This window comes from Mycobacterium sp. NPDC003449, from assembly GCF_053588415.1.
In genome coordinates this window covers 1-25,225 of the sequence record NZ_JBSFPX010000098.1, presented here as the reverse complement: position 1 = coordinate 25,225, position 25,225 = coordinate 1, and the positions used below count along the sequence as shown (strand labels likewise).

The 25,225-nt window shown below is 66.6% G+C and carries 25 protein-coding genes and 1 pseudogene; 6 read left to right on the top strand and 20 right to left on the bottom strand.

Going from position 1 to position 25,225, the window contains the following annotated elements:
- The 6 genes and pseudogenes from ACWDTP_RS22840 to ACWDTP_RS22815 form a co-directional block, all read right to left on the bottom strand.
- Positions 1-216 (bottom strand): annotated as a pseudogene (locus ACWDTP_RS22840) (allophanate hydrolase subunit 2 family protein); the annotation flags it as partial.
- Positions 217-233: 17 nt separating this feature from the next.
- Positions 234-893, bottom strand: coding sequence for a 5-oxoprolinase subunit B family protein (locus ACWDTP_RS22835; protein ID WP_450023951.1), 660 nt, complete (start codon positions 891-893; stop codon positions 234-236).
- 74 nt (positions 894-967) lie between these two features.
- Positions 968-1,654, bottom strand: a complete 687-nt coding sequence (locus ACWDTP_RS22830) for a queuosine precursor transporter (protein ID WP_450023949.1) — start codon at positions 1,652-1,654, stop codon at positions 968-970.
- 67 nt (positions 1,655-1,721) lie between these two features.
- Complete coding sequence (locus ACWDTP_RS22825; RefSeq protein WP_450023947.1) at positions 1,722-2,675, bottom strand: ABC transporter substrate-binding protein; 954 nt, start codon at positions 2,673-2,675, stop codon at positions 1,722-1,724.
- Between the two features lie 16 nt (positions 2,676-2,691).
- On the bottom strand, positions 2,692-3,819 hold the full coding sequence (locus ACWDTP_RS22820) for a YeiH family protein (RefSeq protein ID WP_450023945.1): 1,128 nt from the start codon (positions 3,817-3,819) through the stop codon (positions 2,692-2,694).
- Between the two features lie 145 nt (positions 3,820-3,964).
- Complete coding sequence (locus ACWDTP_RS22815; protein ID WP_450023943.1) at positions 3,965-4,567, bottom strand: TetR/AcrR family transcriptional regulator; 603 nt, start codon at positions 4,565-4,567, stop codon at positions 3,965-3,967.
- Positions 4,568-4,657: 90 nt separating this feature from the next.
- Here ACWDTP_RS22815 and ACWDTP_RS22810 point away from each other — a divergent pair, with 90 nt between their 5' ends.
- Genes ACWDTP_RS22810 through ACWDTP_RS22795 form a run of 4 tightly spaced genes read left to right on the top strand, consistent with a single transcriptional unit; the run spans position 4,658 to position 9,700 of the window.
- Positions 4,658-5,641, top strand: coding sequence for a nitrilase-related carbon-nitrogen hydrolase (locus ACWDTP_RS22810; RefSeq protein ID WP_450023942.1), 984 nt, complete (start codon positions 4,658-4,660; stop codon positions 5,639-5,641).
- Between the two features lie 10 nt (positions 5,642-5,651).
- On the top strand, positions 5,652-6,683 hold the full coding sequence (locus tag ACWDTP_RS22805; RefSeq protein WP_450023940.1) for an agmatine deiminase family protein: 1,032 nt from the start codon (positions 5,652-5,654) through the stop codon (positions 6,681-6,683).
- Positions 6,670-8,355, top strand: a complete 1,686-nt coding sequence (locus tag ACWDTP_RS22800; RefSeq protein ID WP_450023938.1) for an amidohydrolase — start codon at positions 6,670-6,672, stop codon at positions 8,353-8,355. The genes ACWDTP_RS22805 and ACWDTP_RS22800 overlap by 14 nt, the downstream gene beginning before the upstream one ends.
- Before the next feature lies 1 nt (position 8,356).
- Positions 8,357-9,700: an APC family permease gene (locus tag ACWDTP_RS22795; RefSeq protein ID WP_450023936.1), complete on the top strand. Its 1,344-nt coding sequence runs from the start codon at positions 8,357-8,359 to the stop codon at positions 9,698-9,700.
- Position 9,701: 1 nt separating this feature from the next.
- Here ACWDTP_RS22795 and ACWDTP_RS22790 read toward each other — a convergent pair whose 3' ends face one another.
- On the bottom strand, positions 9,702-10,400 hold the full coding sequence (locus tag ACWDTP_RS22790; protein ID WP_450023934.1) for a maleylpyruvate isomerase family mycothiol-dependent enzyme: 699 nt from the start codon (positions 10,398-10,400) through the stop codon (positions 9,702-9,704).
- Positions 10,401-10,483: 83 nt separating this feature from the next.
- Positions 10,484-10,915 carry an organic hydroperoxide resistance protein gene (locus ACWDTP_RS22785; RefSeq protein ID WP_450023932.1) on the bottom strand — a complete coding sequence of 144 codons (432 nt, stop codon included), beginning with the start codon at positions 10,913-10,915 and terminating at the stop codon, positions 10,484-10,486.
- Positions 10,916-11,028: 113 nt separating this feature from the next.
- On the opposite strand from ACWDTP_RS22785, the gene ACWDTP_RS22780 reads away from it, so the two are divergent.
- Positions 11,029-11,490, top strand: a complete 462-nt coding sequence (locus ACWDTP_RS22780) for a MarR family winged helix-turn-helix transcriptional regulator (protein ID WP_450023930.1) — start codon at positions 11,029-11,031, stop codon at positions 11,488-11,490.
- 54 nt (positions 11,491-11,544) lie between these two features.
- Here ACWDTP_RS22780 and dctA read toward each other — a convergent pair whose 3' ends face one another.
- Entirely contained in the window at positions 11,545-12,966 is a 1,422-nt protein-coding gene (gene dctA, locus ACWDTP_RS22775) for a C4-dicarboxylate transporter DctA (protein ID WP_450023928.1), read from the bottom strand.
- Between the two features lie 33 nt (positions 12,967-12,999).
- Positions 13,000-14,094 (bottom strand): tartrate dehydrogenase, encoded by a 1,095-nt coding sequence (locus ACWDTP_RS22770; protein ID WP_450023926.1) that lies wholly within the window; start codon positions 14,092-14,094, stop codon positions 13,000-13,002.
- 137 nt (positions 14,095-14,231) lie between these two features.
- On the opposite strand from ACWDTP_RS22770, the gene ACWDTP_RS22765 reads away from it, so the two are divergent.
- Complete coding sequence (locus tag ACWDTP_RS22765) at positions 14,232-15,140, top strand: LysR family transcriptional regulator (RefSeq protein ID WP_450023924.1); 909 nt, start codon at positions 14,232-14,234, stop codon at positions 15,138-15,140.
- Here the strand turns inward: ACWDTP_RS22765 and lysE are convergent.
- From lysE to ACWDTP_RS22715, 10 genes are all read right to left on the bottom strand, one after another.
- Positions 15,137-15,736: an L-lysine exporter gene (lysE, locus tag ACWDTP_RS22760; protein ID WP_450023922.1), complete on the bottom strand. Its 600-nt coding sequence runs from the start codon at positions 15,734-15,736 to the stop codon at positions 15,137-15,139. The genes ACWDTP_RS22765 and lysE overlap by 4 nt on opposite strands.
- 294 nt (positions 15,737-16,030) lie before the next feature.
- Complete coding sequence (locus ACWDTP_RS22755) at positions 16,031-17,704, bottom strand: aldehyde dehydrogenase (NADP(+)) (protein WP_450023920.1); 1,674 nt, start codon at positions 17,702-17,704, stop codon at positions 16,031-16,033.
- Positions 17,701-18,150 (bottom strand): cytidine deaminase, encoded by a 450-nt coding sequence (locus ACWDTP_RS22750; RefSeq protein WP_450023919.1) that lies wholly within the window; start codon positions 18,148-18,150, stop codon positions 17,701-17,703. Before ACWDTP_RS22750 ends, ACWDTP_RS22755 begins: the two co-directional genes overlap by 4 nt.
- A gap of 57 nt (positions 18,151-18,207) precedes the next feature.
- Complete coding sequence (locus ACWDTP_RS22745) at positions 18,208-18,840, bottom strand: class II aldolase/adducin family protein (protein WP_450023917.1); 633 nt, start codon at positions 18,838-18,840, stop codon at positions 18,208-18,210.
- Positions 18,837-19,736: a QueT transporter family protein gene (locus ACWDTP_RS22740; protein ID WP_450023915.1), complete on the bottom strand. Its 900-nt coding sequence runs from the start codon at positions 19,734-19,736 to the stop codon at positions 18,837-18,839. Before ACWDTP_RS22740 ends, ACWDTP_RS22745 begins: the two co-directional genes overlap by 4 nt.
- 35 nt (positions 19,737-19,771) lie before the next feature.
- The gene (locus tag ACWDTP_RS22735) at positions 19,772-20,554 is read right to left on the bottom strand and encodes an energy-coupling factor transporter transmembrane component T family protein (protein ID WP_450023913.1); all 783 of its coding nucleotides are present in this window, start codon (positions 20,552-20,554) and stop codon (positions 19,772-19,774) included.
- 16 nt (positions 20,555-20,570) lie between these two features.
- Complete coding sequence (locus ACWDTP_RS22730) at positions 20,571-21,653, bottom strand: s-methyl-5-thioribose-1-phosphate isomerase (protein ID WP_450023911.1); 1,083 nt, start codon at positions 21,651-21,653, stop codon at positions 20,571-20,573.
- Positions 21,654-21,663: 10 nt separating this feature from the next.
- Positions 21,664-23,424, bottom strand: a complete 1,761-nt coding sequence (locus ACWDTP_RS22725) for an ABC transporter ATP-binding protein (RefSeq protein ID WP_450023909.1) — start codon at positions 23,422-23,424, stop codon at positions 21,664-21,666.
- The gene (locus ACWDTP_RS22720) at positions 23,421-24,293 is read right to left on the bottom strand and encodes a nucleoside phosphorylase (RefSeq protein WP_450023908.1); all 873 of its coding nucleotides are present in this window, start codon (positions 24,291-24,293) and stop codon (positions 23,421-23,423) included. The genes ACWDTP_RS22725 and ACWDTP_RS22720 overlap by 4 nt, the downstream gene beginning before the upstream one ends.
- A 68-nt stretch (positions 24,294-24,361) precedes the next feature.
- A complete protein-coding gene (locus tag ACWDTP_RS22715) occupies positions 24,362-25,192 on the bottom strand; it encodes a MurR/RpiR family transcriptional regulator (RefSeq protein ID WP_450023906.1) in 831 nt (276 codons plus the stop codon).
- Positions 25,193-25,225 lie beyond the last annotated feature (33 nt).

The window sequence follows — 25,225 nt, the reverse complement described above, 5'->3', positions numbered from 1 at the left end:
GATATCGCCGCCACGTACCCGCGCGGAGAATCCGCCGAAGGTCACCTCGACCGTGGCCCGTTCGCCCGGATTGGCGACCAGCCGGTTGGCCAGGGTGTGCGATCTCCGGTCGGCCGCTCCGGACCGGGTGACGCCGAGATTGGCCATGCCCGGCCTGCCGAGATCCTCGACGAGGGCCAGTGGGCCGGTACGCAGAATCTCCAATGTCGTGGTCATGGTGGCCTCCTCGCCGATTATCCGATCGCCCGGAACTGGACCCACATCCCTGGGGTGAGCAGTGACGGCTTGTCGCGGTGCGCGTCGAACAGGACGGCGTCGCTGTGTCCGATCAGCTGCCACCCGCCGGGGGACTGCCGCGGATAGATCCCGCTGAACTCACCGGCGAGCGCCACCGCCCCGGCGGGCACGCTGGTCCGGGGTTCGGCCTGGCGCGGCACCCGCAGCCGGTCGTCGCCATCCACCAGGTAGGCGAAACCCGGTGCGAAACCGCAGAATCCCACCCGCCACGGCCGGCCGGTGTGGGCCGCGACCACCTGGGCCGGGGTCAGTCCGGTCAGCGCCGCCACCTCGTGCAGGTCGGCGCCGTCGTAGACCACGTCGATCGTCACGTCCGGCGTCACGCCGGCGGGATCGGTGACCGGCGCGGGTTGCGGGCGGACCTTGCGCAGCCGTTGCCGCGTCGGCGCCTGGTAGCCCGGTCCGGCCAGCTTGACCAGGATCGTGCGCGAAGCCGGGACGATGTCGATCACCCCGGGCAGTTCGGCCGCCTGCAGGGCGGCGGTCCACGTCAAAACCTCGGCGGTGCTGTCGAACTCGAGCAGCAGCGCCTGATCGCCATAGTCATGCACGGCTCCGAGAGCCGTCGCATCCATCACATCCGAAGCCACACTCATGCCCCGAACCTACCCGCGAGTAGCCAACGGATGCCGCAGTCTGCGAGCCTTGCCAGAGCTGCCTTATGGAAGCCTCACACGGCGAGCTGATATGTCGGTTCGCGGCGCTTGACGAAGGCGATCACCCGATAGGTGACGGGCAGCATGACGATCTCGACGGCGGTCTTGTAGAACCAGCCCAGCGCGGTGTAGGTGACGAAGTCGCCGAAGGTGCTGATCCCGATCGCGCTCGCCGCGATGGCGCAGAACACCAGGGTGTCGCCGAGTTGGCCGGCGAACGTCGACCCGATCAGGCGCGCCCACAGGTGCTTCTCCTTGGTGCGCTCCTTGATGGCCACCACGACCCACGCGTTGATCGTCTGCCCGACGATGAATCCGGCCAGGCCGGCCACGATCAGCTGGGTGTAGGCATGTACGACGTTCTCGAAATGTTCCTGGTTGGCGTAGAAATCGGCGGCGGGCAGGTAGACGGTCACCCAGAACGCGAAGGCCGCAAGGGCGTTCATCGCGAAACCGAGGAAGATCGCCCGGCGGGCGGCCCTGAAGCCGTACACCTCGGAGAGCACATCGCCGATCACATAGGTGAGCGGGAAGACGATGAACCCGCCGTCGGTGATGATCGGGCCGAACGCGACCCCCTTGGTGGCGGTGACGTTGGAGATGATCACCAGGGCGGTGAAGACCGCGACGAACATCGGATAGTAGGCCGATCCGATGCTGGCGCTGCCGCGGTGTTCAGGGTGTTCCTGGGTGCTTGTCACGCCGATATGTTCTCAGGTGGACCTGCTGTCCGGTTAAACCGTGCCCTTCGTACGTGGGATCTCGGTGTCAGGCCAGCGCACGGGCCAGCAGCGGCGGGAGTTGATCGGCGACCAGCGGATAGGACAACGGCGAGGCGAAGGCGATGGCGCCGGCCAGGTCCTTGGTGGTGAAGACGTTTCGCTGGGCCGTGGTGGCCCGCAACCCGGCGATGGTCGGATCGGCCAGCAGGGCGTCGCGTTCCTGATCGCTCTCGGTGGTCCAGATCAGCACGTCGGCGCCGTCGAGCACGGCGGCCATCCGGTCGCGGGGGATGAGTTCGTCGACCTCGGGGATGCTGAAGCCCATTTCGGTGAGGAAGTCGGTGCGCCACCCGGCCGGGCGGGCCTGCACGCTGTCGCGGAACAGGGTGCCGCCCAGCAGCAGGGCCCGCTTGCCCGCGAACTGCGGGTTGTCGGTGGCGACGGTCTTGAACCGGTCCCCGATCCCGTTGACCAGGCCGGTCATCTCGTCGTTCTTGAACACCGCCTGGCCGATGGTGGTGGCCTGGTCCTTCCACGGTTCGAAGAACGCGGCCTGCCCGGTCTGGGCGATCGTCGGTGCGATCTCGGAGAGTTTGGCGTACGTGTCGGCGTCCAGTCCGGCGTTGGTGGCGACGATCAGGTCGGGTTTCAGCGCGGCGATCTTGTCGACCTGGATCCCGTTGGTCAGGCTGAGGACGGCGGGCTGGGCGCCGGCCAGCCTGGGCTGGGCCCACGGCCACACCGCGAACGGCTGCTCGCCGAACCATTCGGTCACCGCGATCGGGACCACGCCGAGCGCCAGCAGGTCGTCCTGTTCGGTGAACCCGGCGCTCACCACACGTTGCGGCGGTCCGGGGATCTTCGTCTCGCCGAAGGCGTGGTGCACGGTGACCGATCCGTCTTTGGCGACCTCGCCGGGTTTCTCCGTGCCGCAGGCGGCGACGAACGCCATACCGGCGGTGATTGCCAGGAATCCCCGTCGTGACAAGGTGGTCGGCACTTAGCCAGGGTAACTGTTAACTGGCGGCGCCGTCGAACACCACCCCGAACAGCACGGCCGCAAGCCCGAGCGCCACCACGATGTTCACCACGGTCGCCGAGGCGAACAACGCGACGGGCCGCCAACCGGCCTCACGCAGCCCGCGCAGCGAGAACTCCAGGCCGATCGCCACGAACGCGAAGATCAGAAACCAGGTGCGCAGGTCGTTGACGGTCGAGATGGTCGCCGCGCCCGCTTTGCCCGTGGCCTGCAGATACAGCGTGCCGACGATCGAGGCGACGATGAAGCCGAGGACGAACTTGGGGAAGCGGTCCCAGAATTCCCGGACCGACGGCCGGGCTTCGGTCGCGCTCCTGCGTTCGACCTTCAGGGCGAAGTAGGCGGTCAGGGCGATGGCGACGAACCCGATCAGCGCATTCTGGGTGGTCTTGACGATCGTCGCGATCTGCAGCGCATCCTCTCCGGCGATGGCACCCGCGGCGGCGACGGCCGCGGTGGTGTCGATGTTGCCGCCGATCCAGGCGCCCGCGACGGCATCGGACAGTCCGAACGCGTCGGCCAGCCAGGGCAGCAGGAAGATCGACGGCAGCGCGAAGACGATGACCAGCGAGGCGGCGTAGGCCAACTGCTCCTTTTTGGCCTGGACGGCCCCCGCCGCGGCGATGGCCGCGCTGACGCCGCAGATCGACACCGCGGAGGCGAGCAGCGCCCGCAACTTGTCCTCAAGGCCCAGCCGGCCGCCCAGCCACCAGGTGAAGCCGAACACGATCGAGATCAGCAGCAGCGCCTGAATGATCGCCGGGCCCGCCGCGGTGACAAGGAGTTTGAGGTTGATCGACGCGCCGAGCAGCACCAGCCCGGTCTTGATGAAGAACTCGGTGCGGAAGCCTCGGGCCAGTGCGTCGCGGAGCCCGAGTCTGCTCAGGATCACGTTGCCGAGCAGGCCCAGAGCGATTGCGTAGACCGGGAATTCGATCGACTTGGCCACCTTCGCGAACGGTGTGCCGGTCGCCCACTGCGGCACCTGCTGCTCCAGGAAGCGGGTGGCGGCACCGAGCACGACGACGACGAGCACACCGGCGACGGCGTAGCCGAGGCCCGAAACGCGTTCGCCGGTGGGCGCTTCGGTGCGCTGCTCGGTCACGGGACCACGCTGCCGGGGATCGCGCCGAGCAGGACAAGGGCCAGCAGCGCGAGGCCGACGATGACGGCGAGCCAGTCTTCGTTCACGCGCGACACGGTAGGTGCGAATCGGCGCGGTGGGGACGGTTGCGATCAGGGAGAGTCGATCACGGGCCGGTCAGTCCGCGCAGCAGGACGGCCAGGCCGAACTCGAAGGCGTCGTCGGCCCTGGCGGGTTTGGGCGCGCCAGTGGCCAGTGCCGCGGCCAGTTGCGGGCCGACCTCGGTCCCGGACTGCCAGGGCGCCTCGGGGGCGGCCAGGTCGAGCGCGGAGCCCAGGACGTAGTTGTCGAACAGGGTGATGATCCGCAGCGTGTCGGCGGGGTCGAAGCCGGCCCGGGTCAGGGTGACGGCCAGCGCGTTGTACATCGTGAACGCCTGGGAGCTGTTGACCGCGTGGGCGGTGAGCAGCGGAATCAGCCGCGGATAGCGGGCGTAGCTGCGCCGGTAGGACCGCAGCACGTCGGCCACGATATCGGCCCACGGCCGGTCGGTGTCGATATCGGGCAGGTCGACCTCGGACATCGCGCGCTCGCGCAGCAGTTCGACGATCTGCTCCCGTCCGGACACGTGGTTGTACAGCGAGGACGGGCTGACGCCGAGTCTGCGGGCCAGCTCGGGGATGGTGAATCCGCCGGTGGCGCTGACCAGATCCATTGCCGCGCAGGCGATTCGTTCCGTCGACAGGATCGGTGCCGGTGGCCGCCCCATATCGGTCCCCCTCGATTTTCGCCCCACCTCTTTACAGCGGGGTGGTCTCCATCACACAATAAACGAAATGCATTCGTTTTAGGAGTCCGGATGATCACCCTGACCGCCACCGCCCCCGAACCGCTGTCCCGCAGCAGTGCGTCGCCGCGGCCGCCACTGCGGGTGGGGCTGGTGCAACACCGCTGGCGGCCCGACGCCGATGAGCTCGCCAAGGTGCTCCGCGACGGCATCGACCGGGCCGCGGGCGCGGGGGCCACCGCGGTGTTCCTGCCCGAGATCACCCTGCTGCGCTATCCGGCCGACACCCCGGCCGGGCCCAACCCTGGCGAGGGGGCCGAGGACCTCACCGGCGGGCCGACCTACGCGCTGGCGGCCGAGGCGGCGCGGGCCAACGGGATCTTCGTCCACGCCTCGCTCTACGAGAAGGCGCCGGCCGCAGACGGTCTCGGCTACAACACGGCGATCCTGGTTTCCCCGTCCGGGGAGCTGGCCGGGCGCACCCGCAAGATGCACATCCCGATCTCGGCGGGCTACTACGAGGACACCTATTTTCGTCCCGGCCCGGCCGACGGTGATCCCTACCCCGTCTACGAGCCCGACGGGCTGGGCGCCCGGATCGGCCTGCCCACCTGCTGGGACGAGTGGTTCCCCGAGGTGGCCCGCAGCTACGCGCTGGGGGGCGCCGAGATCGTGGTCTACCCGACCGCGATCGGCTCGGAACCGGTGTTCCCGGCTTTCGACACCCAGCCGTTGTGGCAGCAGGTGATCGTCGCCAACGGCATCGGCAGCGGCCTGTTCATGGTGGTGCCCAACCGGACCGGCGATGAGGGCACCGTCTCGTTCTACGGGTCGTCGTTCATCTCCGACCCGTACGGCCGGGTCCTGGTGCAGGCCCCGCGCGATCAGGAGGCGGTGCTGGTCGCCGATCTCGACCTGGATCAGCGACGTGACTGGCTGGAACTCTTCCCGTTCCTGCTCACCCGGCGCCCGGACAGCTACGGGCCGCTGACCGCCCCGGTCGACCCGGCCCGGCCGTATGGTGCCGGCCACCCGGCCACGGCCGTAGTGAAATAGGAACGGTGAAATGTCCTCGTATCTGATGCCCGCCGAGGGCGCGTCGCAGGACCGGGTCTGGATGGCCTATCCCTGTGCGGGCTATTCGCTCGGCGATACCGATCAGGCCCGGCACGAGGCCCGGTCCACCTGGGCGGCCGTCGCGCACGCGGTGGCCCGGTTCGAACCGGTGACCATGCTGGTCGATCCCGCTGAGCTGGCCGTCGCGAAACGGTATGTGTCCCGTGACGTTGAGCTCGTCGAGGCGCCGCTCAACGACGCCTGGATGCGCGATATCGGCCCGACCTTCGTGCACGCCGACGACGGCTCGGTGGCCGCGGTGGACTGGACGTTCAACGGCTGGGGCGCGCAGGACTGGGCGCGCTGGGACCGTGACGCGAAGATCGGTACGGCGGTGGCGGAGCTCGCCGGGGTCCCCGTCGTGCCGTCGGCACTTGTCAATGAGGGCGGCGGTATTCACGTCGACGGCGACGGCACCGTGCTGGTGACCGAGACCGTGCAACTGGATCCCGGCCGCAACCCCGACGCCACCAGGGCCGGTGTGGAAGCCGAGCTGGCCCGCACCATCGGGGCCACCGATGTGGTGTGGCTGCCGCGCGGGCTGACCCGCGACGCCCAGCGTTACGGCACCCGCGGCCACGTCGATATCGTGGCCGCGTTCACTGCCCCCGGCCGGGTCCTGCTGCACACCCAGCTCGCCGAGTCGCACCCGGACAACCTGGTGTGCAGGGAGATTCGGGCCGCCCTCGACGGCCGGTTCGAGGTCGTCGAGGTGCCCGCGCCGAGCGTCCTCACCGATGCCGACGGCTACGTCGACTACAGCTACATCAACCACCTGGTGGTCAACGGCGGGGTGATCGCCTGCGGTTTCGGCGATCCCCGCGATGCCGATGCGGCCGCGATCCTGGCCGAGCAGTACCCGGGCCGCGAGGTCGTCACGGTCGATGCCCGGCCGTTGTTCGAGCGGGGCGGCGGCATCCACTGCATCACCCAGCAGCAGCCGGCACCGATTACCGCGCGCGGGGACCATGACCGCGCGTAATCTGCCGACCGTGCCCGGGCATCCGTCGACCCTGTTCCACGGTGGCGTGATCTGGACGCCGGCCGCCACGACCGATGCCGTGTTGATCGCCGACGGTGTGGTGGCGGCGGTCGGCGAGCAGGCCCTGGCGCGCGACGCCGACGAGCGTGTCGATCTGGACGGTGGCTTCCTGATGCCCTCGTTCGGGGACGGCCACGCCCATCCGCTGTTCGGCGGCCTGGAGTCGGCGGGGCCGGCGGTGCGGCCGTGTCAGTCGGTCGACGAAATAGTCCTGGCGGTCAAGGAATTCGCGGTCGCCCACCCCGACCAGGACTGGATCGTCGGCGCATCCTACGACGGCAGCCTTGCGCCCGGCGGGCTGTTCGACGCCCGCTGGCTGGACGCGGCGGTGCCGGACCGGCCGGTGGTGCTGCGGGCCTGGGATTACCACACCTTCTGGGTCAACTCGGTGGCACTGCGGCGCGCCGGGATCACCGCCGACACACCCGAACCGGCGCTGGGCGAGATTCCGCGCCGCGACGACGGATCACCGCTCGGCACGCTGCGCGAATGGGGCGCCACCGATCTCATCACCGCGGTGATGCCGGTTCGCGACGAGGACACCCGGATCGCCGCCCTGGGCACCGCGGCCGACTACTACCTGGCCCGCGGCGTGACCTGGGTGCAGGACGCCTGGGTCGAGCCCGCCGAACTCGACACCTACCTCGCCGCGGCCGAACGCGGCGCCCTGCGCATGCGGTTCAACCTGGCGTTCTACGCCGATCCGCGCCATTTCGACTCGCAGATCACGCGATACGCGGCAGCCAGGGACCGGGTGCGGGCCGCGAACTCACCGTTGCTGACCGCGCAGACCGTGAAGTTCTTCGCCGACGGTGTGGTGGAGAACGAGACCGGTGCGCTGCTACAGCCGTACTGCTCGGGCCTGCACAACCATTCCGGAGGGCAGGAGCGCAGCGACCGGGGAGAAAACACAGGCATGCGGCTGTGGGAGGGTGACGCGCTGGCCGAGGCGGCCCGGCAGGTCGACGAACTGGGCCTGCAGATCCACATCCACGCCATCGGCGATGCCGCGGTCCGCCAGGCGCTGGACGCCGTCGAATATGTGGTGCGGCACAACGGTCCCCGGGACCGGCGGCCGGTCATCGCGCATGCCCAGCTGGTGGACGACGAGGATCTGGGCCGCTTCGCCGAGCTCGGGGTGATCCCGAACATGCAGCCGCTGTGGGCGCAGCAGGACGCGTTGATGACCGTGCTGACCGTTCCCCGCCTCGGGGTGCGGCGGTCGGAGCGGCAGTACCGGATGCGCACCTTGGAGAACTCCGGGGCGGCCCTGGCCTTCGGGTCGGACTGGCCGGTGTCCTCGGGGGCACCGCTGGACGGTATCGCGGTCGCCGCGTCCCGGCGCACCGCAGACGGTGAACCAGCGGGTGGTTGGACGCCCGAGGAGATCCTTCCGATCGAGCCGGCCCTGGCCTCCTATACCGGGGCGGTGGCGTATCAGGCGTTCGCCGAGGCGAATTGGGGCTGGATCGCACCCGGTGCGAGCGCCGACCTGGTGTGGCTGGACCGCGACCCCCGTTACGTGCCCCCGTTGGAGCTGCCGGCCGTGCGGGTGCGCGCGACCTACCTACGGGGCAGACAGGTGTATTCAGCCGTGGACGGAAGGACCTGATATGTCGGATACCGCCGAGGCCACCGAGGGGCGGCTGCGCCGGGCTCTGGGCCTGCCGTCGCTGGTGTTGTTCGGTCTGGTCTACATGGTCCCGCTCACGGTGTTCACCACCTACGGCATCGTCACCCAGACCACCGGCGGCAGGCTGCCGCTCGCCTACCTGGTCACCCTGGCGGCCATGGTGTTCACCGCACGGTCCTATGCCCGGATGGCGGTGGCGTATCCGGTCGCCGGATCGGCATACACCTACGCGCAGAGGTCTTTCGGCGCCCCCGTCGGGTTCCTCGCCGGGTGGTCGCTGTTGCTGGATTACCTGTTTCTGCCGATGATCAACTATCTGGTGATCGGCATTTACCTGCAGGCTGCCGTCCCGGCGGTTCCGGCGTGGGTGTTCGTGCTGGTGTCGATCGCCGTGGTCACGGTGCTCAACATCGTCGGCATCGTGTCGGTGGCCCGGGCGAACTTCCTGATCATCGCGGTGCAGGCGATTTTCATCGTCACCTTCGTGGCGCTGGCCTGCTCGAAGTTGTTCAGCGTCGGCACGGTGGACCTGGCGGCACCGTTTGCCGGTGACGGCGGCGCACCCGGCTTCAGCCCGATCTTCGCGGGCGCGGCGATCCTGTGTTTGTCGTTCCTCGGATTCGACGCCGTATCCACGCTGTCCGAAGAGGCCAAGGACGCCAAACGGTCGGTGCCGCAGGCGATCATGATCGCCACGCTGGTGTCGGGGTTGATCTTCGTGGTGCTGTCCTATCTGGGTCAGCTGGTGTTCCCGTCCAACCAGTTCACCGACGTGGATTCCGGCTCGTTGGACGTGATGGTGACAGCGGGCGGGCATTTCCTGGAGACCTTCTTCACCGCGGCGTACGTGGCGGGCGCGCTCGGGTCGGCGATCACCTCGCAGGCGTCGGTGGCCCGGATTCTCTACGCGATGGGGCGGGACGGGATTCTGCCGCGCTCGGTGTTCGGGCATGTCTCGGTGCGGTTCTCCACCCCGGTGTACGCGATCCTGGTGGTGTCGGTGGTGTCGCTGCTGGCGATGGTGATCGACCTCGAGACGCTGGCCTCGCTGATCAGTTTCGGTGCGCTGGTGGCGTTCTCGGCGGTCAACCTGTCGGTCATCAAGCACTATTTCGTGGATCGGCGGGAGCGTGAGGGCGGTCAGCTGGTCAACAGTCTGGTGCTGCCCTTGATCGGGTTCGTGCTGACCCTGTGGTTGTGGACCAGCCTGTCCGGGCTCACGCTGATCATCGGGTTGTGTTGGTTGGCGGTCGGTTTCGTCTGGCTGGCCGGGGTCACCCGCGGATTCCGGCACCCCACACCGGTGCTGGACCTGAAGGAGTGAGCTAGGGGCCGAGCGCCAGTTTCAGGGCCCGGTGTACCGCGTCGCGGTCACCCTCGATCCGCGAATTATCGAGCAGATCAAGCCGTTTCCACAGCCCGAGGTAGAGGTCCGCGGCGGTCGCGGTCACGGTGGCGGTGGGCTCGCCATCGCCGATGGTCCACTCGTCGCCGGTGTCGGTGGTCCGGAACCGGATCGGGTCGGCGACCGGTTCGGAGCGGCCGAGCCGGACCTGGCGCGGGTACATGATGGACAGGATCTCGTCGGCTCCGTCGGCGGCGAATGCGGGATCCAATTCGGGGTCGGTGCCCAGGGCCCGGTGCAGGTCGGCGTGGTGCACGGCATGCTCGTGGGCCTGGCGCCGGATCCAGAACCCGGCCCGCCGCGGCTTGGGCCCCAGACCCCAGCAGGGTTCGTCGGCGTCGATGGCGCGCATCGCGGTCAGGTAGTCGGGGATGCCGTCGATGAAGTCGGCGACCGCCTGGGTGGGATCGGTGGCCGGGTCGGGTATCTGACCCACCTCACGGGTGCGCAGGATCTGGCGGACCCAGCTCTGGATCGACCACAGATGCCCGAGCAGATCGGCGATGGTCCAGCCGGGGCAGGTCGGTACCGGGCCGGTGAGATCGCGGTCGGCCAGGGCGACCGCCTGGATGGCGATCACGTCGGTCTGCAACTGTGCCAGCAGGGTGTTGTCGTCCACCCGTGCAGATTAGGGGCGTCGAGTGGCCACGCGCCACACGTTTGAGCGGGGTGCGTGGCCACTCGACGGGCTTGGCGGCAGCCTCAGGCGACGGTCACCGCGACGGCGATGTTGCCGCGGGTGGCCTTCGAGTAGGGGCACACCTGGTGTGCGTCGTCGACGATGGCCTGGGCGATCGCCGGGTCGACGCCGGGGACGGTGACGTTGAGCCGGGCCTGAATCGAGAAGTCCCCGTCGCTGTTGAGCAGGTCGACCTCGGCATCGACGGCGGTTTCGGCGGGCAGTTTCACGTTGTGCTTGCCGGCGGTTACGCCCATCGCGCTGAGGAAGCAGGCCGAGTATCCGGCGGCGAACAGTTGCTCGGGATTGGTGCCTGCGCCGGTGCCGCCGGGCGGGGTCAGCGCGATGTCGAGGTTGCCGTCCGAGCTGTAGGACTCGCCCTGGCGTCCGCCGGTGGTGTGGGTCTTGGCGGTGTAGAGCACGTGGTCGGTCTGGATGGTCGGCTGGGTGGGCATGGTGCCTCCTGTCAGAAAGATCGGATCCGATTGAATCGGGTACGTAGAACGATAACGCCGAACGGGTCGCTGTCAATCCCATCCGATTGAATCGGATCCGATATAATTTCCGAATGGCGCACCGCAGTCCTCGGCTCAGCGATTTCCTCTGCTTCGCGATCTACTCGGCCAACCTCGCCTACGGCAGGGCCTACAAGCCGATCCTGGACCAGCGGGGCGTGACCTACACGCAGTACATCGCGCTGGTGGCGCTGTCCGAACAGGATCACCAGACCGTCGGCAGCCTGGGGGAGAAGCTGTTCCTGGAGTCCAACACCCTGACCCCGATCCTCAAGAAGCTCGAAACGCTGGGCTATGTGAGCCGGCGGCGCGACCCGAACGACGAACGCCAGGTGGTGGTGAGCCTCACCGACGCCGGCCGGGAGCTGCGGGAGCAGGGACTGGAGATGGACCTGGTGGCCGCCACCGGGTTGTCGCTCGACGAGCTCAAGACCATGCAACGCGGTGTCGTCACCCTGCGGGACAGCCTGCGTAAGCACGTGCAGGAGAGTGGCTCCCGCGCGTCGCGTGTGTAACGCTGCGGCGATTTTCGGCGCGAATCACCGCAGCAGCGTTACGCACGTGAACGATTACGCGCGCGTAGGACCGGTCAGCACGGACGCTGTGGCCGTGGACAATTCGGACGGGTCGCTACTAATCTGTGCCGATCCCGGCTTGCCATGGTCGTTGCGGTCGTCGTCAGCCGGCGGAATGTCGTTGTCGGCGAACACCGTCCGCGCACGATCGACATCGAGTTCACGGTTCCACTTGGCGATGAACAATGTGGCGACCGCGTTGCCGATGAAGTTGACCAGCGCCCGGCACTCTGACATGAATTTGTCGATGCCAAAGACCAGCATGATGCCGATGGCCGGTATGTGGCCGATGGTGCTCAGCGTCGCGGTCAGCGCGATGAAGCCACCTCCGGCCGCGCCCGCAGCACCCTTCGAGGTTAGCAACATGACGGCAAGGAGCCCGATCTGTTGGCCGACACTGAGATTGGTGTTGGTCGCCTGCGCGATATACACCGCGGCGAGTGAGAGGTAGATTGCGGCGCCGTCGAGGTTGAAGCTGTACCCGGTGGGGACGACCAACCCGACGGTGGTCTTGCTGACCCCGGCATGTTCGAGCTTGCGCATCAAACCGGGCAGGGCCGGCTCCGCGGTGGAGGTGCCCAGGATCAGGAGCAGTTCTTCGCGCAGGTATCTGAGCAGGTAGAAGATGTTGAGGCGCAGGTAGGCCATCACCGATCCGAGGACGACGAACACGAAAAAGGCCGAGGTGGCGTAGAACAGCAGGATCAGGCTACCGAGGCTGGTCAGCGTGGAAATGCCGTATTTGCCGATCGCGTAGGCCATGGCACCGAACGCGCCCAGCGGAGCGGCCTTCATGACATAGCCCAAGACCTTGAAGATGATCTTGGTGAGCCGGTTGACCGCGTCGAGCACTGGCCCGCCGATATGTCCTACCGCGTTCAGCGCGACCCCGAAGATGACTGCGAGGAAGATGATTTGAAGAATATCGCCTTCCACGAAGGGTCCGACCACGCTGTTGGGCACCAGGTGGGTGATGAATTCCCACCACTGCTTCTCCTCGCCTGAGGTGATCAGTTTCTCCGCCGACTCACTGGCCTCGATCTTGCTCGGATCGGCGTTGACCCCCTCACCCAGCCGAAACAGGTTGATTGCCACCAATCCGGCGATCATCGCGAGAATGGTTCCGACCTGGAAGTAGGTCAGTGCCTTGATTCCGGTCAGGCCGACCTTCTTCAGGTCGGCGACGCCGGCGATACCTCCGACGATGGTCAGGAACACGATCGGCCCGATGAGCATCTTCATCGCGGTGATGAAGGTGGTGCCGATCGGCTCCATCGCCACGCCCGTCGTGGGTGCCAGCCACCCGACGAGGACGCCGGCGACGATCGCGACGAGTACCCAGAAGTAGAGCTGGCGGTACCAGCGGTTCTTCCTCGGGTTCGGCCGTTGGTCTGGGGCCGCGTTTCTTGCCGTCATGACGTAACCTTCTGTGTCCGTGGTGGTATCGGGCTAGGCGGGTGTCAGTGCCGGCGTGAGCGCGGCGATCACCGCATCCGTCAGTTGGTCGGTGGTCGCCGAGCCCCCGATGTCGCGGGTCAGCACGCCGCTGCCGGTGGCGCTTTCGATCGCGGCTTCCACCCGCTGCGCGTCGTCGTCCAGACCGAAATGCCTGAGCATCAGGGCGGCACTGGCGATCGCGCCGATCGGATTGCTCGTTCCGTCGCCGGCGATATCGGGTGCCGACCCGTGTACCGGTTCGAACATGCTGGGGAAGCGTCGTTCGGGGTTCAGGTTGGCGCTGGCCGCCACGCCCAGGCTGCCGGCCAGCGCAGAACCCAGATCCGAGAGGATGTCGGCGTTGAGGTTCGAGGCGACGACGACCGAGAGCTCCTCGGGGTGCAGGATGAATTTGGCGCTCATCGCGTCGACCAGCACGCTCTCGGTCGCCACGTCCGGGTAGTCGCGGGCGACCCGGGTGAAGACCTCGTCCCACAGCACCATGCCGTACTGCTGGGCGTTGGACTTGGTCACGCTCGACACCTTCTTGACCTGCCGCGTGCGGGCCAGATCGAAGGCGAATCGGATGATGCGTTCGCAGCCCTTCTCGGTGAACAGCGCGGTCTGCAGGGCGACTTCGTTGCCGGCGCCGCGGCCGCTGAGGTTGCGCCCGCCCAGGCCGGCGTACTCGCCTTCGCTGTTCTCGCGGACGACGACCCAGTCCAGGTCGTGGTCATCGGCCTTGCGCAGCGGTGAGACGACGCCGGGCAGGAACTTGACCGGTCGCACGTTGGCCCACTGGTCGAAGTTCTGGGTGATGTTGAGTCGCAGCCCCCACAGGCTGACGTGGTCGGGGACGCCGGGCCAGCCGACCGCGCCAAAGTAGATCGCGTCGAACGCCTGCAGGCTCTGCAGGCCGTCGTCGGCCATCATCTGCCCGGTCTGCGCGTAGTACTCGCATCCCCAGGGGAACTCGGTCCACTCGAAGACGAAGCGGCCCTGCGACTGTGCCGCCACGATGTCGAGCACCTTGCGGCCGGCCGCGACCACCTCCTTGCCGACTCCATCGGCTGGAATGGCGGCGATCTTGAAGGTCTTCTGTGTCACGGTGTCTCCTGGCGCGTTGTTGTATGGATCACACGACCCACTGATCCATTAGGTGCTCGCCGGCGCGTGAGGTCTAAGACCAACTTGCGATCCCGGGTATAGGTTGTACCTATCCAACGAGCTCAAGGGGGTGCGCGATGGAGGTCAGGCAGCTCAAGTTCTTCCTCGCCGTCGTCGACCACGGCGGCTTCAGTAAGGCGGCCGAGCATCTGATGGTCGCTCAGCCGTCGCTATCGCAGGCCATCGCCGGGTTCGAGCGTCAACTCGGAATGCCGCTGTTTCACCGCGTCGGCCGTGGCGTGGTGGTCAGCGAGGCAGGCCGGGCGCTGGTCGGGCCCGCACGGGTGGTGCTCAGGGACATCGACGAGGCCGCCGCGGTGATGCGTGAACTGAAAGGGCTGCGCGGCGGACGGGTTGACCTGATCACCATGCCCTCGCCGGGGATGGAGCCCCTCACCACGATTCTGAGCGAATTCGCGCGTCATAACCCCGACGTCACGGTGAACGCCGAGGCGGGCTTCACCCCGGCAGACGTTCTCGGCAGTGTGCGTAGCGGAGCCTGCGAGATCGGCGTACTGGGTTCAGCCGAGCCGACACGCGCTGCCGACCTCGATGTCGTCGCGCTGGAAAGCCAGGCATTGGTGTTGATTTCAGGACCCGATGACGACGTTGCGGATGGGCCGACGGTGCGACGCGAAGACCTCGGCGGGTACCGCCTGATCGTGTCACAACGGGGATCGTTGATGCGGGCCCTTGTCGACGAGGCCCTGGCCGAGGGAATCGAGATCAGGATTGTGGCCGAAATCGCCCATCGCACATCGATTCTGCCGATGGTGCTCAACGGCCTCGGCCGGGCGGTGATGCCCTCATCGTGGACGCAGACCGCACGACGCGCGGGCGCCCGCGTGCAGCGGATCGTCCCCGAAACCTACCTGCACGTCGCCGCGGTCAGCAGGCGCAACCACCTGACCGTCCCGGCGGTCGCCCTGATGACCGAGGCCCGCCGGTATGGCGCCGAATCACGCTCTGCGACAACGGCCCGCTAAGACATCGCCATCCCGATGCCGAGGGCGACCATCATCACCGCGATCACCCCGTCGAGGAGGCGCCACGTGGTTGCCGAGGCGAACAATCCGGCCAGGCGCCGGGCACCCAGGCCCAGCCCCACGAACCACGTCGCACTGGCGGCGACGGCGCCCGCACCGAAAAGCCAGCGCTGATCCCGGTGTTCGTTGGCCAGGGTGCCCAGCAGCACCACGGTATCGAGATAGACGTGCGGGTTGAGCCAGGTCAGCGCGAGGCAGGTGACCAGCACCTCGGCCAGCCGCGCCGGGGTGCGTTCGGACGGGTTAAGCGTGGAGGGCCGCCAGGCGCGGCGGGCCGCGAGCACGCCGTAGCCGATGAGGAAGGTCGCGCCACCGAACTTCGCGACCGTCATCGCATCGGGATGGGTGGTGATCAGCGCCCCGACGCCGGCGATGCCGGCCGAGATCAGGATCAGGTCCGACACGGTGCACACCGCGATCACCGGCAGCACATGTTCACGGCGGATGCCCTGGCGCAGCACGAAGGCGTTCTGCGCGCCGATCGCCGCGATCAGCGCCATCGTGGTGAGAAAGCCGACGATGAGCGGTGAGTTCATGGTCGTCACGGTATGGGTCTGCAATGATCCAGTACAACTAATGATTTTTATGTGTCATTACTTGTGTTTAACTCGGAAGGCGCGGCGCCTTAACGTTGCCCCAGGAATGCCGGTTCTCAATTCTCATGTCATCGTCGCAATTTGATGTCGCCAGATGTCATTTGTGACAGGGAAGTGAGACTCATGTCGAGTCGGGCTCCAGCAGAGCCACCACCTTTTCTCCGTCGATCAGCACGTCCAAGTGTTGGCGACCGGTCGGTGAGACCACAGTCCAGCCGTGAGTCAATGACGTGGTCATTGGACGGATTCCAAGCGTGAGGAGACTGGTCGACCGGGGTCGGACGACGGCGGCTCCAGCCGGCCGTCGATCCGCCGCCAGACAATCTCGGTGTTGTCGTCGCGCAGCACGTCCGGGAGCAGCTCGGACGGGGCGTTCTGGTAAGCCACCGGGCGCAGGAACCGGTCGATCGCCAGTGTGCCCACCGAACTGGTCCGAGAGTCCGAGGTGGCGGGGAACGGCCCGCCGTGCACGATGCCGTGTCCTACTGCGGCGCCGACCGGCCATCCGTTGAATACGATGCGGCCGGCGAGCCGTTCCAGCACCGGCAGGATCGCGGCGGCGAGTTCGCGGTCGTTCGGCATGCTGACGTGCATGGACGCGGTGAGCTGACCGTCGAGGCTGCGCAGTACCTCGCCGATTTCGGCGGTGTCGCGGCATCGGGCCACGAGGGACGCGGCGCCGAACATCTCTGAGCGCAAGTCCGGGTTTGCGACGAAGTCGGCGCCGGAAACGGTGTAGAGCGCCGCGGCGGAAGCGTTGGCATCGGCGGACTTGCCCCGCGCCAGCTCTGTGACGCCGTCACCCGATGAGGTCCGCTCACACGCCGATCGGTAGGCGTCGCTGATGGCCGGGCTGAGCATGACGGCTCCGCCGTCCGCGGCGATCAACCCTGCGGCGGTCTCGACGAACGCATCCAGTCCCGGGCCATCGATGCCGAGGGTCAGGCCCGGATTGGTGCAGTACTGGCCTGCCCCCAGCGTCAACGACTCGGCGAACGCGGTGGCCAGGACCTGGGCACCGGCATCGAGTGCCCCGGGGAACAGGACCACCGGATTCACACTGCTCATCTCGGCGAATACCGGGATGGGCCGCTCACGACCGGCGGCCGCCTTGACGAGAGCGAGTCCTCCGGACCGGGAGCCAGTGAATCCGACTGCTTGGATGCGCGGATCGACGACCAAGCGGATGCCCAGGTCGGGTCCGTCGCCGACGAGCACGGAGAACGTGCCCTCGGGCAGGGCACATTCCTCGACCGCCGCACGCACGATCCGGGCGACGAGTTCCGACGTACCGAGGTGTGCGTCGTGAGCCTTGACCACGACCGGACAGCCGGCAGCCAGAGCCGATGCGGTGTCGCCACCTGCGACGGAATAGGCGAACGGGAAGTTCGAGGCTCCGAAGACGGCGACCGGGCCGAGCGGCACGCGTCGCTGCCGGAGTTCTGGACGCCGCGGTGTCTCGGCCGGGCGAGCTCCGTCAATGCGCACGCCCTGCCACAGACCGGACCGCAGCTCCTCGGCGAGCAGCCGCAGCTGGCTGCTGGTGCGCGTGACCTCACCCTGGAGCCGCGTGTGGTTCAGCGCGGTCTCCAGGTGCGCCCGCTCGACGAGATCTGGTGCAGCGGTGTCGATTTTACGGGCGATGGTCTCCAAGAACACGGCGCGCTGTTCAGCGGAGGTAGCGCGGAACTCGTCGAAGGCGTCCTCGGCCAGGGACGCGGCCCGCTCCACCTCGTCGGCCACGCCGTATCGGTAGACCGGTTCCAGCGGTGTCCGGGTGCTGGGGTTCAAGGAGCGGATCGCGGGACCATCGCCTGCGACCTCGTCCGCGCCGATCCACATGACGCCACGGGGCTCACCGCCGGCGATCACCGTTTGGACTCCAATCTGAGGGAGGTCGCCACTCATTCGGCCGATTGGACCAGTGGCTGAGGGCGGAAAAGGACGGTGCCCGCTGGTCGGGCGGACACTCGTGGGGAGGAATTCGGTCCCCACGCGCCAAAGAGCAGTTCCGAAAGCGGCCGGACGCCGTCAGGTGTCTCGATCGGCAGGTCCGGGCCACCGAACTCGTTCAGCAGCTCCCGACAGCGCCCGCACGGGAGCAGGATCTCGCCCGCAGGGTCGACGCACGTGAAGGCCACCAGCCGGCCACCGCCTGTGAGTGCGAGCTGCCCGACCATCGTGTTCTCCGCGCACATGGTGAGGCCACGCAGCTGGACCTCCACATTGCAGCCGGTGACCACTCGGCCGTCGTCGACCAGGGCGGCCGCACCGACGGGGAATCCGGAGTAGTGCGCATATGCGGTCCGCATGGCGGCGGTCGCCGCAGCACGAAGGGATTCGAAATCGATCATTTCCTAGCTCTTTCGGAGTCGAAGTGAGGCGTCAAAGCCCGAGCGGACAGGGTCCGATCACGCGTGGGTGAGGCGCGCCAGCGCCTCGCGGGGGAACGCAGTGTTCTTGTCTCCCAACACCAAAGCCTGGTAGGTGAGCGCGGCGGCCTGCTCGAGACTCATGGCCCGGCGTAGGGCCATCGCGACATCGCCACCGACGCAGGAGCAGCCGTGGTGTGCCTGGATGACACAGTTGTGGGTACGGGACTGCTCAGCGCTGGTGTCGGCCAGCTCATCAGAACCATTGGGGTGGTAGGGCACCCGTCCGATCGAGCGCACCCAGTGCGCATGGTCGAGCGTCAGGAGCCGGATCTGCTCGCCTAGCGCATCCAGGAGAACCGCTGTCTGCGGGTGCAGGTGAATCACCGACTGTACGTCGGGCCGAACTCGGTAGGTGCGTTGGTGCAACTTCCATTCACTGGAGGGGTTCGGATTGCCATCCACGACGTTTCCATCCAGGTCCAGGATGCTGAACGAATCCTTGTCCAGTCGGTCCAGGCACGTCCCGCGCGCGGTGACCGCGATTCGATCGCCGGGCAGGCGGACTGAGAGATTGCCACCGCTGGCAATCACCAGCCCGCTGTGCACCGCGGTGCTGCCGGCATCGATCAGCTGCGCCATCAGGTCGTATACGGTTGCGGTCACTGTCATCGTTCATCCTTCAATCGAATTCGTTCCTCGAGTCGGCTGCTTTCAGCACGAGATGGGGTGGGTGTCGGTGGGGGTGCTACGCGATCGACCTCTTCGTCGAGATCGTCGTCGGCCCCGTCTTCGAACTCCTTGCGATCAACTCCGACGAGCAAGTGACCGAACAGGAAGACCAGCAGGAAGGGGCCGGTGGCGGCGAGGATGGGCAAGCCCACCGACCTGCCGACAACGAGGCTCATGTACAGCCCGCCGATGAGCGAGGCGGCCGAACCGGCCACGATCAAGACGACCCCGAGCATGTTGGTCCGCCGCCGTCGCGGCACGTCGTCCGGAGACATGATCTGGGTGAACAGCAGATTCCACTTCTCCAGCCTCGGCCCGAAGAGCTGGATCAGCGCGCCGCCAAGAACCAGCGGAACCAAGCCATTCGTGATGAGCAGGACCGGGGGCAGGACCGTGTAGGGAAGCGACTGGGTCACCCCCGCGACACCCGAGCAGAGAATGGACATCTCAGCAAGCGTGGCGGCCACGCTGGCAACAACGTACTTCATGAGTTTGCGTGTGCTGTTGGTCCGAGGACTGTTGTCGCCCCGCGTCGCATACCACACCTTGTACGGAACGTAGGCGAAGAAGAAGTTGCTGATCATTCCGAAGGCGGACCCGAGAGTGACCCCTCCGAAAAAATCGCCGATCAGGTTGCCGATAGCGGCGCCGAAGGCACCTGCCGGACCGAACATGATGCCCATGGCCGGCACCATTGCCGTAGCAATACGCATATCGACGTGCGGTAAGACTTGGATTCCCTTGAATGGGATCAGGACTGCGGCATAGAGCGCCGCCGAAAGTGCCGTGATCGCCACCATTTTGGGATAGCGCCACATCGTCAGGATATCTTTCATGACATCTCCGTATCCGGATGCAGGTTGAATTTCTTTCAGCGAGTGCTGAATAACTCGAAATGTCCTTGAACACCGATCGCAATGGAACCAGCGATAATGAGAAGCGCTGCCACACACCAGGCGTAGTCAGTGGCACGCATCCGTAGCACGAGATAACTGCCGCGCGAGCGCGGGTTGTGGCCATACCCTTTGGCTTCAATGGCCATCGAGAACGTACCGGTCGAGCGCATGGTGCGTAGGAACGCGGGAACGAGCAGCGGCAACGATCGACGTAGTCGGCTCAGCGCATGACCGCTGTCGAGGTCGAGTCCACGCGAACGTTGTGCCTCCATGACGCTCAGCGAGGAGCCGATGAGAACCGGTGCCATCCTCAGCGCGCTGGTAAACACGAAAACCCCGCCGTACGGAATCCCTAACCGGCGCAATCCTGCACCCAATTCCTCGTTGCGGGTCGTACTGAGCAACAGGATCGAGATCACGACCGCGATCACCGACCGAATCCCGGCGGACATACCCATTCCGAGGTTCTCCTCGTAGAAGATCCCCCACAGGTGATTCATCTTCGCGCCGAGCAAGATCCACGACAGCAATGCAAGGCCGAAGATCGAGATGACCAGCGGGCGAAACCGCCGGAGGTTGCGGGCAGTATGGGACAACTGGGTGATCACCAACGACTCGATCAGCAAGAGGGCGACGAGCCACAATTGTCCGATGAGCGCTACGCAGGCAACGAAATGTGCCAGCGTGAAGAGCAATTTCGCTCGGGGGTCGAGGCGATGGTAGAACGAATCGCCGTCCACGTAGAGGTACTTGATCATGATTGTCCTTGGTCAGTCACCGGGAAAAGGTCGCCTCGAGGTCGGCGGGGGCGACCACACCGTCGTTGGTGATCAGGCCGGTGACGAGCTCGGGCGGCGTGATGTCGAATGCGGGGTAGTAGCCGGTCGCGGCAGCGGTCGCGGTGCGCACACCGAGGCAGTTCAGAACTTCGTCACCGGAACGCTCTTCGATCTCGACGTCGTCGCCGGTGCGCGAGGTCGGGTCGGGGCCGCGGGTGAAGGAATAGAACGGAACATCGAAGTGTCGCGCGGACAGCGCGGCCTGCAGCGTTCCGATCTTGTTGACGACGTGGCCCGCCATCGTCACGCGGTCCGCACCGGTGAGGACCAGGGAAATTCTTCCCTGGCTCATGGCGTGCGCTTGCATCCCGTCGGTGAGCACCGTTGTCGGCAGGACAAGCCCGATCATCGCGTCGGCCGTGAGCCGTGCGCCCTGGAGGTAGGGACGGGTCTCGCTGCAGAAGGCGGAGATGTCCTTGCCTTGTCGGCGCGCGAGCAACGCCGCATAAACCAGCGAGGTCTCGGGCCAGCAGTGACTCAGGAAAGTGCCGCCGTCGGGAATGAGCTCGGCCGCGTGAGCGCCGCGGACACGCGCGAATTCGTAGTCACGCGCGATTCGCTGTCGGGCCGCCACGAGTAGCGCGTGCTCGACATCGGTACCGTCGGCAATCGCGGCCACGCCGACCTCGAGTAGCGCGGTTGCGGCATAGAGGATGCCGCGGTTGGTGGGCCGCGCGTTGCCGAGTACGGCGGCCGCTTTCTTCAAGGTCTCCTGGATGACTTCCGCGGGCATACCGTGGACCGAATGCGCCGCGAGCACCATGCCGTAGGCAGCCGTGTACGCCGGCCCGGCACTCTGGGTCACCATATCGGTGATCGCGCCGGCGACCTCCTCGTAGCTCTCACAGCTCACGAAGCGGGTCTCGAAGGGGTACACGCGACGGTCGAGGATGGACACGCGGCCCTGCTGGTACCGGACCACGTTCTCCGGGCGGACCAGGAAAGGCAGCCCCTCGAAGAGCGGCCCGTCGAAGAGGGTGAGACTCGTGCCGTCCTCGGGCGTGGAAGTCGTGTTCACGATGTGAAACTCATTTCTCCGCCCGGTGGCGGGAAGGCTGGAAGGAAGGTAGGGAGGGGACCAGATCGGGAACAGTGGAATCGGCCGGCGCCAGACAGGCAGAGGCCTCTTCAACGGTCAGTAGCGCCGCCCCGAGCCGGTTCCCGATGCGAGTGATCTGCGGAGGGATCAGGCAGAGCTCGGCGAGTTCGTCCTCGTAGGCAAAAATGTCCCGAACAGACCCGTCGCGCACGATCTGGCCGCCGCTCATCACCACGGCTCGGTGGGCATAAGCTCCGACGACCCACATCGTGTGGGTCACGATGACGATCGTCGAGCCGGCCTCGTTGAGCTCGCGAAGCAGTCCCATCATGCCGATCTGCTCGGTGTAGTCGAGGCCCGTCGTCGGCTCGTCCAGGATCAGCATCTCGGGTCGCGTCGCCAGGACCGAGGCGACCGCGACCCGCTGCCGTTCGCCCTTGGTCAGGCTGAACGGGTCATCTTTCTCCCGGCCCGCCATGCCGACGGCGTCGAGTGCCGCGGCCACTGAGCTTTGGACCTGCTCGTCGGAGAACCCGTGGTTGCGGGGCCCGAAGGCGACCTCGGTGAACACGTCGTCGGCGAAGATCTGGCTGTCCGGGTCTTGAAAGACGTAGCCGATCGTTCGGCTCAGCCGGTGGATCCCGGCCTGACGAGCCTCCTCGCCGCGAACCCTGATGCTGCCCTCGGTGTAGCGGAGTAATCCATTGAGCTGCTTGGCCAACGTGGTCTTGCCGCTGCCATTCTGACCGAGGATCGCGACGAATTCGCCGGCGCGGATCTGCAGGCTGATGTCGTCGACGACTTTGGGCCCGTCGTCATAAGAGAATCCAACGTGTTCGGCCTCGATGAGGACGTCGCCGTAGCGGTCGCGCCGCTCATCGTCCCGGCGGGCCAGTTTCTGAAACGCCGCGGCATCGACGCGATAGCCGCGCTCGGTCAGCTCGGCCACCGCGTCGTCCACGCCGAGAGCCGTCGCGGGCACGCCCAGTGAGGCAAACAGATCACACGCCCCGACCGGCATCACCCCGTACTGGCGCATGAGATCGACCTGGCCGAACACCTCGGCGGGTGTGCCGTCGAGAACGACGCCGCCGTCGGCCAACAGCACGACACGGTCGGCAGATACGAGATCCTCGATCTCGTGTTCGACACAGATGATGGTGTGCTCACCGGAGGTTCGCAGGCGCTCGGCGATCTCGAGCACGGACCGTTTGCCGACCGGGTCGAGGTCCGTGGTCGGCTCGTCCAGAATCAACACGGACGTCTCGAGCGCAAGCGCCGAGGCCAACGCGAGCCGCTGCTTCTGCCCGCCGGATAGCGAGCTCGGCTCGCGCCGCTCGAAACCCTCGAGCCCCACCAGACCGAGGTAGCGAGTGACGCGCTCGACGATCTGGTCGTGTGGCAGGCCGAGGTTCTCAGGACCGAACGCCACGTCCAACGCCGCGCTCGTGGCGAACAGCTGACTTTCGAAGTCCTGGAACACGATCGCGGCCGCAGTAAACATCTCCTTCATCGGGGTCGTCCGAGTCGACCGGCCCCCGACGCAAACCTCCCCGCTCAGCTTTCCGGGCACCGACTGGGGGATCAGGCCGTTGATCGCCAGGCAGAGCGTGGACTTACCTGCCTGAGACGGGCCGACGACGGCGACGAACTGCCCAGCCGGGATATGCAGATCGAGGCCACGTAATGCCGACGTCTCCGCTCGTCGGTAGCGGAACGTGACACCGTCGACATCGATCTCCGAAGTCATCGCGCATCCCCATCGGCCGCAGCCAGCACCCCCGGGGAGAAGTAGCGACGTCCCGCCTTCTGCCGGGCTTCGTCCCAGGTCGTGAGCAGTCGCACCGCCTCGGCGGCGACCAGGCACGCGTTCGCCTCGCCCTTGGCCTCCGTGTCCCACTCGCCGAGGATCCGGTGCGCCACCACCGCCGCACACATTCCTGCGCGCAGACCGAAGATCCGGGAAAGTGTCAGGATTGTCGCTCCCTCCATCTCGAAGTTGGTCACGCCGGCCTGACGCATGTCCTCGAAGTCGCCGTCGAGTCGCGCGGGCCGATAACCGCCGAGGGTGGGCCGGAACTGCCCCGTGAAGAACGAGCCGGCGGTATAGCCCGTACCGACGTGGTAACGGACGCCCAGCGTCTCTGCCGCCTCGACGAGAGCAGAGGTCACCTCGAATGATGCCGCCGCCGGAAACTCGGGGCGCACATAGAGATTCGATGTTCCGTCCATCCGCACGCACGCATCGTTGATGATCAGATCGCCGACCTGGATGTGCTCCTGGATGGTGCCGGTCGTACCCACTCGAATCATGGTGTCCACCCCGGCCCCGGCGAGCTTGGTCAAGACTGCTTCGGCGCTCGGGCCCCCAATGCCGGTGGAGAAGGCTGAAATTCGAGCGCCGTGGTATTCACCGATAGCACCGCGATAGCCGCGGCGCAGCGTGTACTCTTCGACCGATTCCTTCTCCCACTGTGAGGCCATGAGTGAGACGCGGCCGGGATCGCCTGGCAGCAGCGCATATTTCGGCAACCCGGGCAGGTTGTACTCGTCGGCGTTTCCTCCGCGTTCCGCCGACGTGACGTTCTCCGGCCGCGCGGACCTGGTCGTTGGGCTCATGAGTTTTCTCCGATCGGATGATCTGTGATGGGGCAGCGACGGATGGCGCCGTCAAGCAGGTCGGGGCCTCAGGTCGGGGCACCTTCGTTGTCGGGCACGCGCAGCGGCTCGATTGCCTCCCAGGCAGAGCGCTGACGCGCGACCGTGCCGTGCAGGTCTTCCAATTCCAGGCACGTGTAGACGATGTCGACGATCGTCGACAATGCGGCGATCGAGCTCGCAACGTCGGAACGCACCTCGCGCGCGGCCGCGACCAGTACGACGCTGGACAGCGTGGCAATCGGCGAACGTGGGTCCGCGGTGATCGCGATGCGCTGGACCGCTGGCCGGTCAGCGGCGACCTGCCGCAGGGCCTCGATGAGATGCTTGGGGTTCCCAGAGCGCGAGATGGTGATGATGACGTCGTCGTCCTCGCAGATCGAGGCTTGGACGGCCTGACGGTACGGGTCGGTGAGCACGGCCGCCGGCAGCCCCAGCCGAAACAGCCGGTCGTAGGCCCACTCTGCGACTGGAGTGGAGGTTCCCGCCGCGAACACGTACAGCCGACGCGCGCCGCGGATGATGGACACGGCTCGGCGCAGCTCCTCGGCGTCGAGAGTCTCCTGAGTGTCGTTCAGGATCTGGACGTTGGTCGACACGACCTTGCCGATGACGTGCTCGTAAGAGTCCTGCCGGTCAAGGACCGCGAACGTCTCCTCGCCCGGGATGAGCAACTCCGCGGCCAGCGCGATCTTGAATTCGTTGAATCCTTCGTAACCAAGTGCGCGAGTGAACCTCAGCACCGTGGCATCGCTGACACCCGCGCCCTTGGCCACCTGGAGCATCGATATCTTGGCGGCATCCTCCTGATGCGAGGTCACATATCCGGTGAATCGCCCCGGTGAGTCCGGAGACTTCATCTCTTGTGAAGGATGGAGTCATGGCAGGTTCGA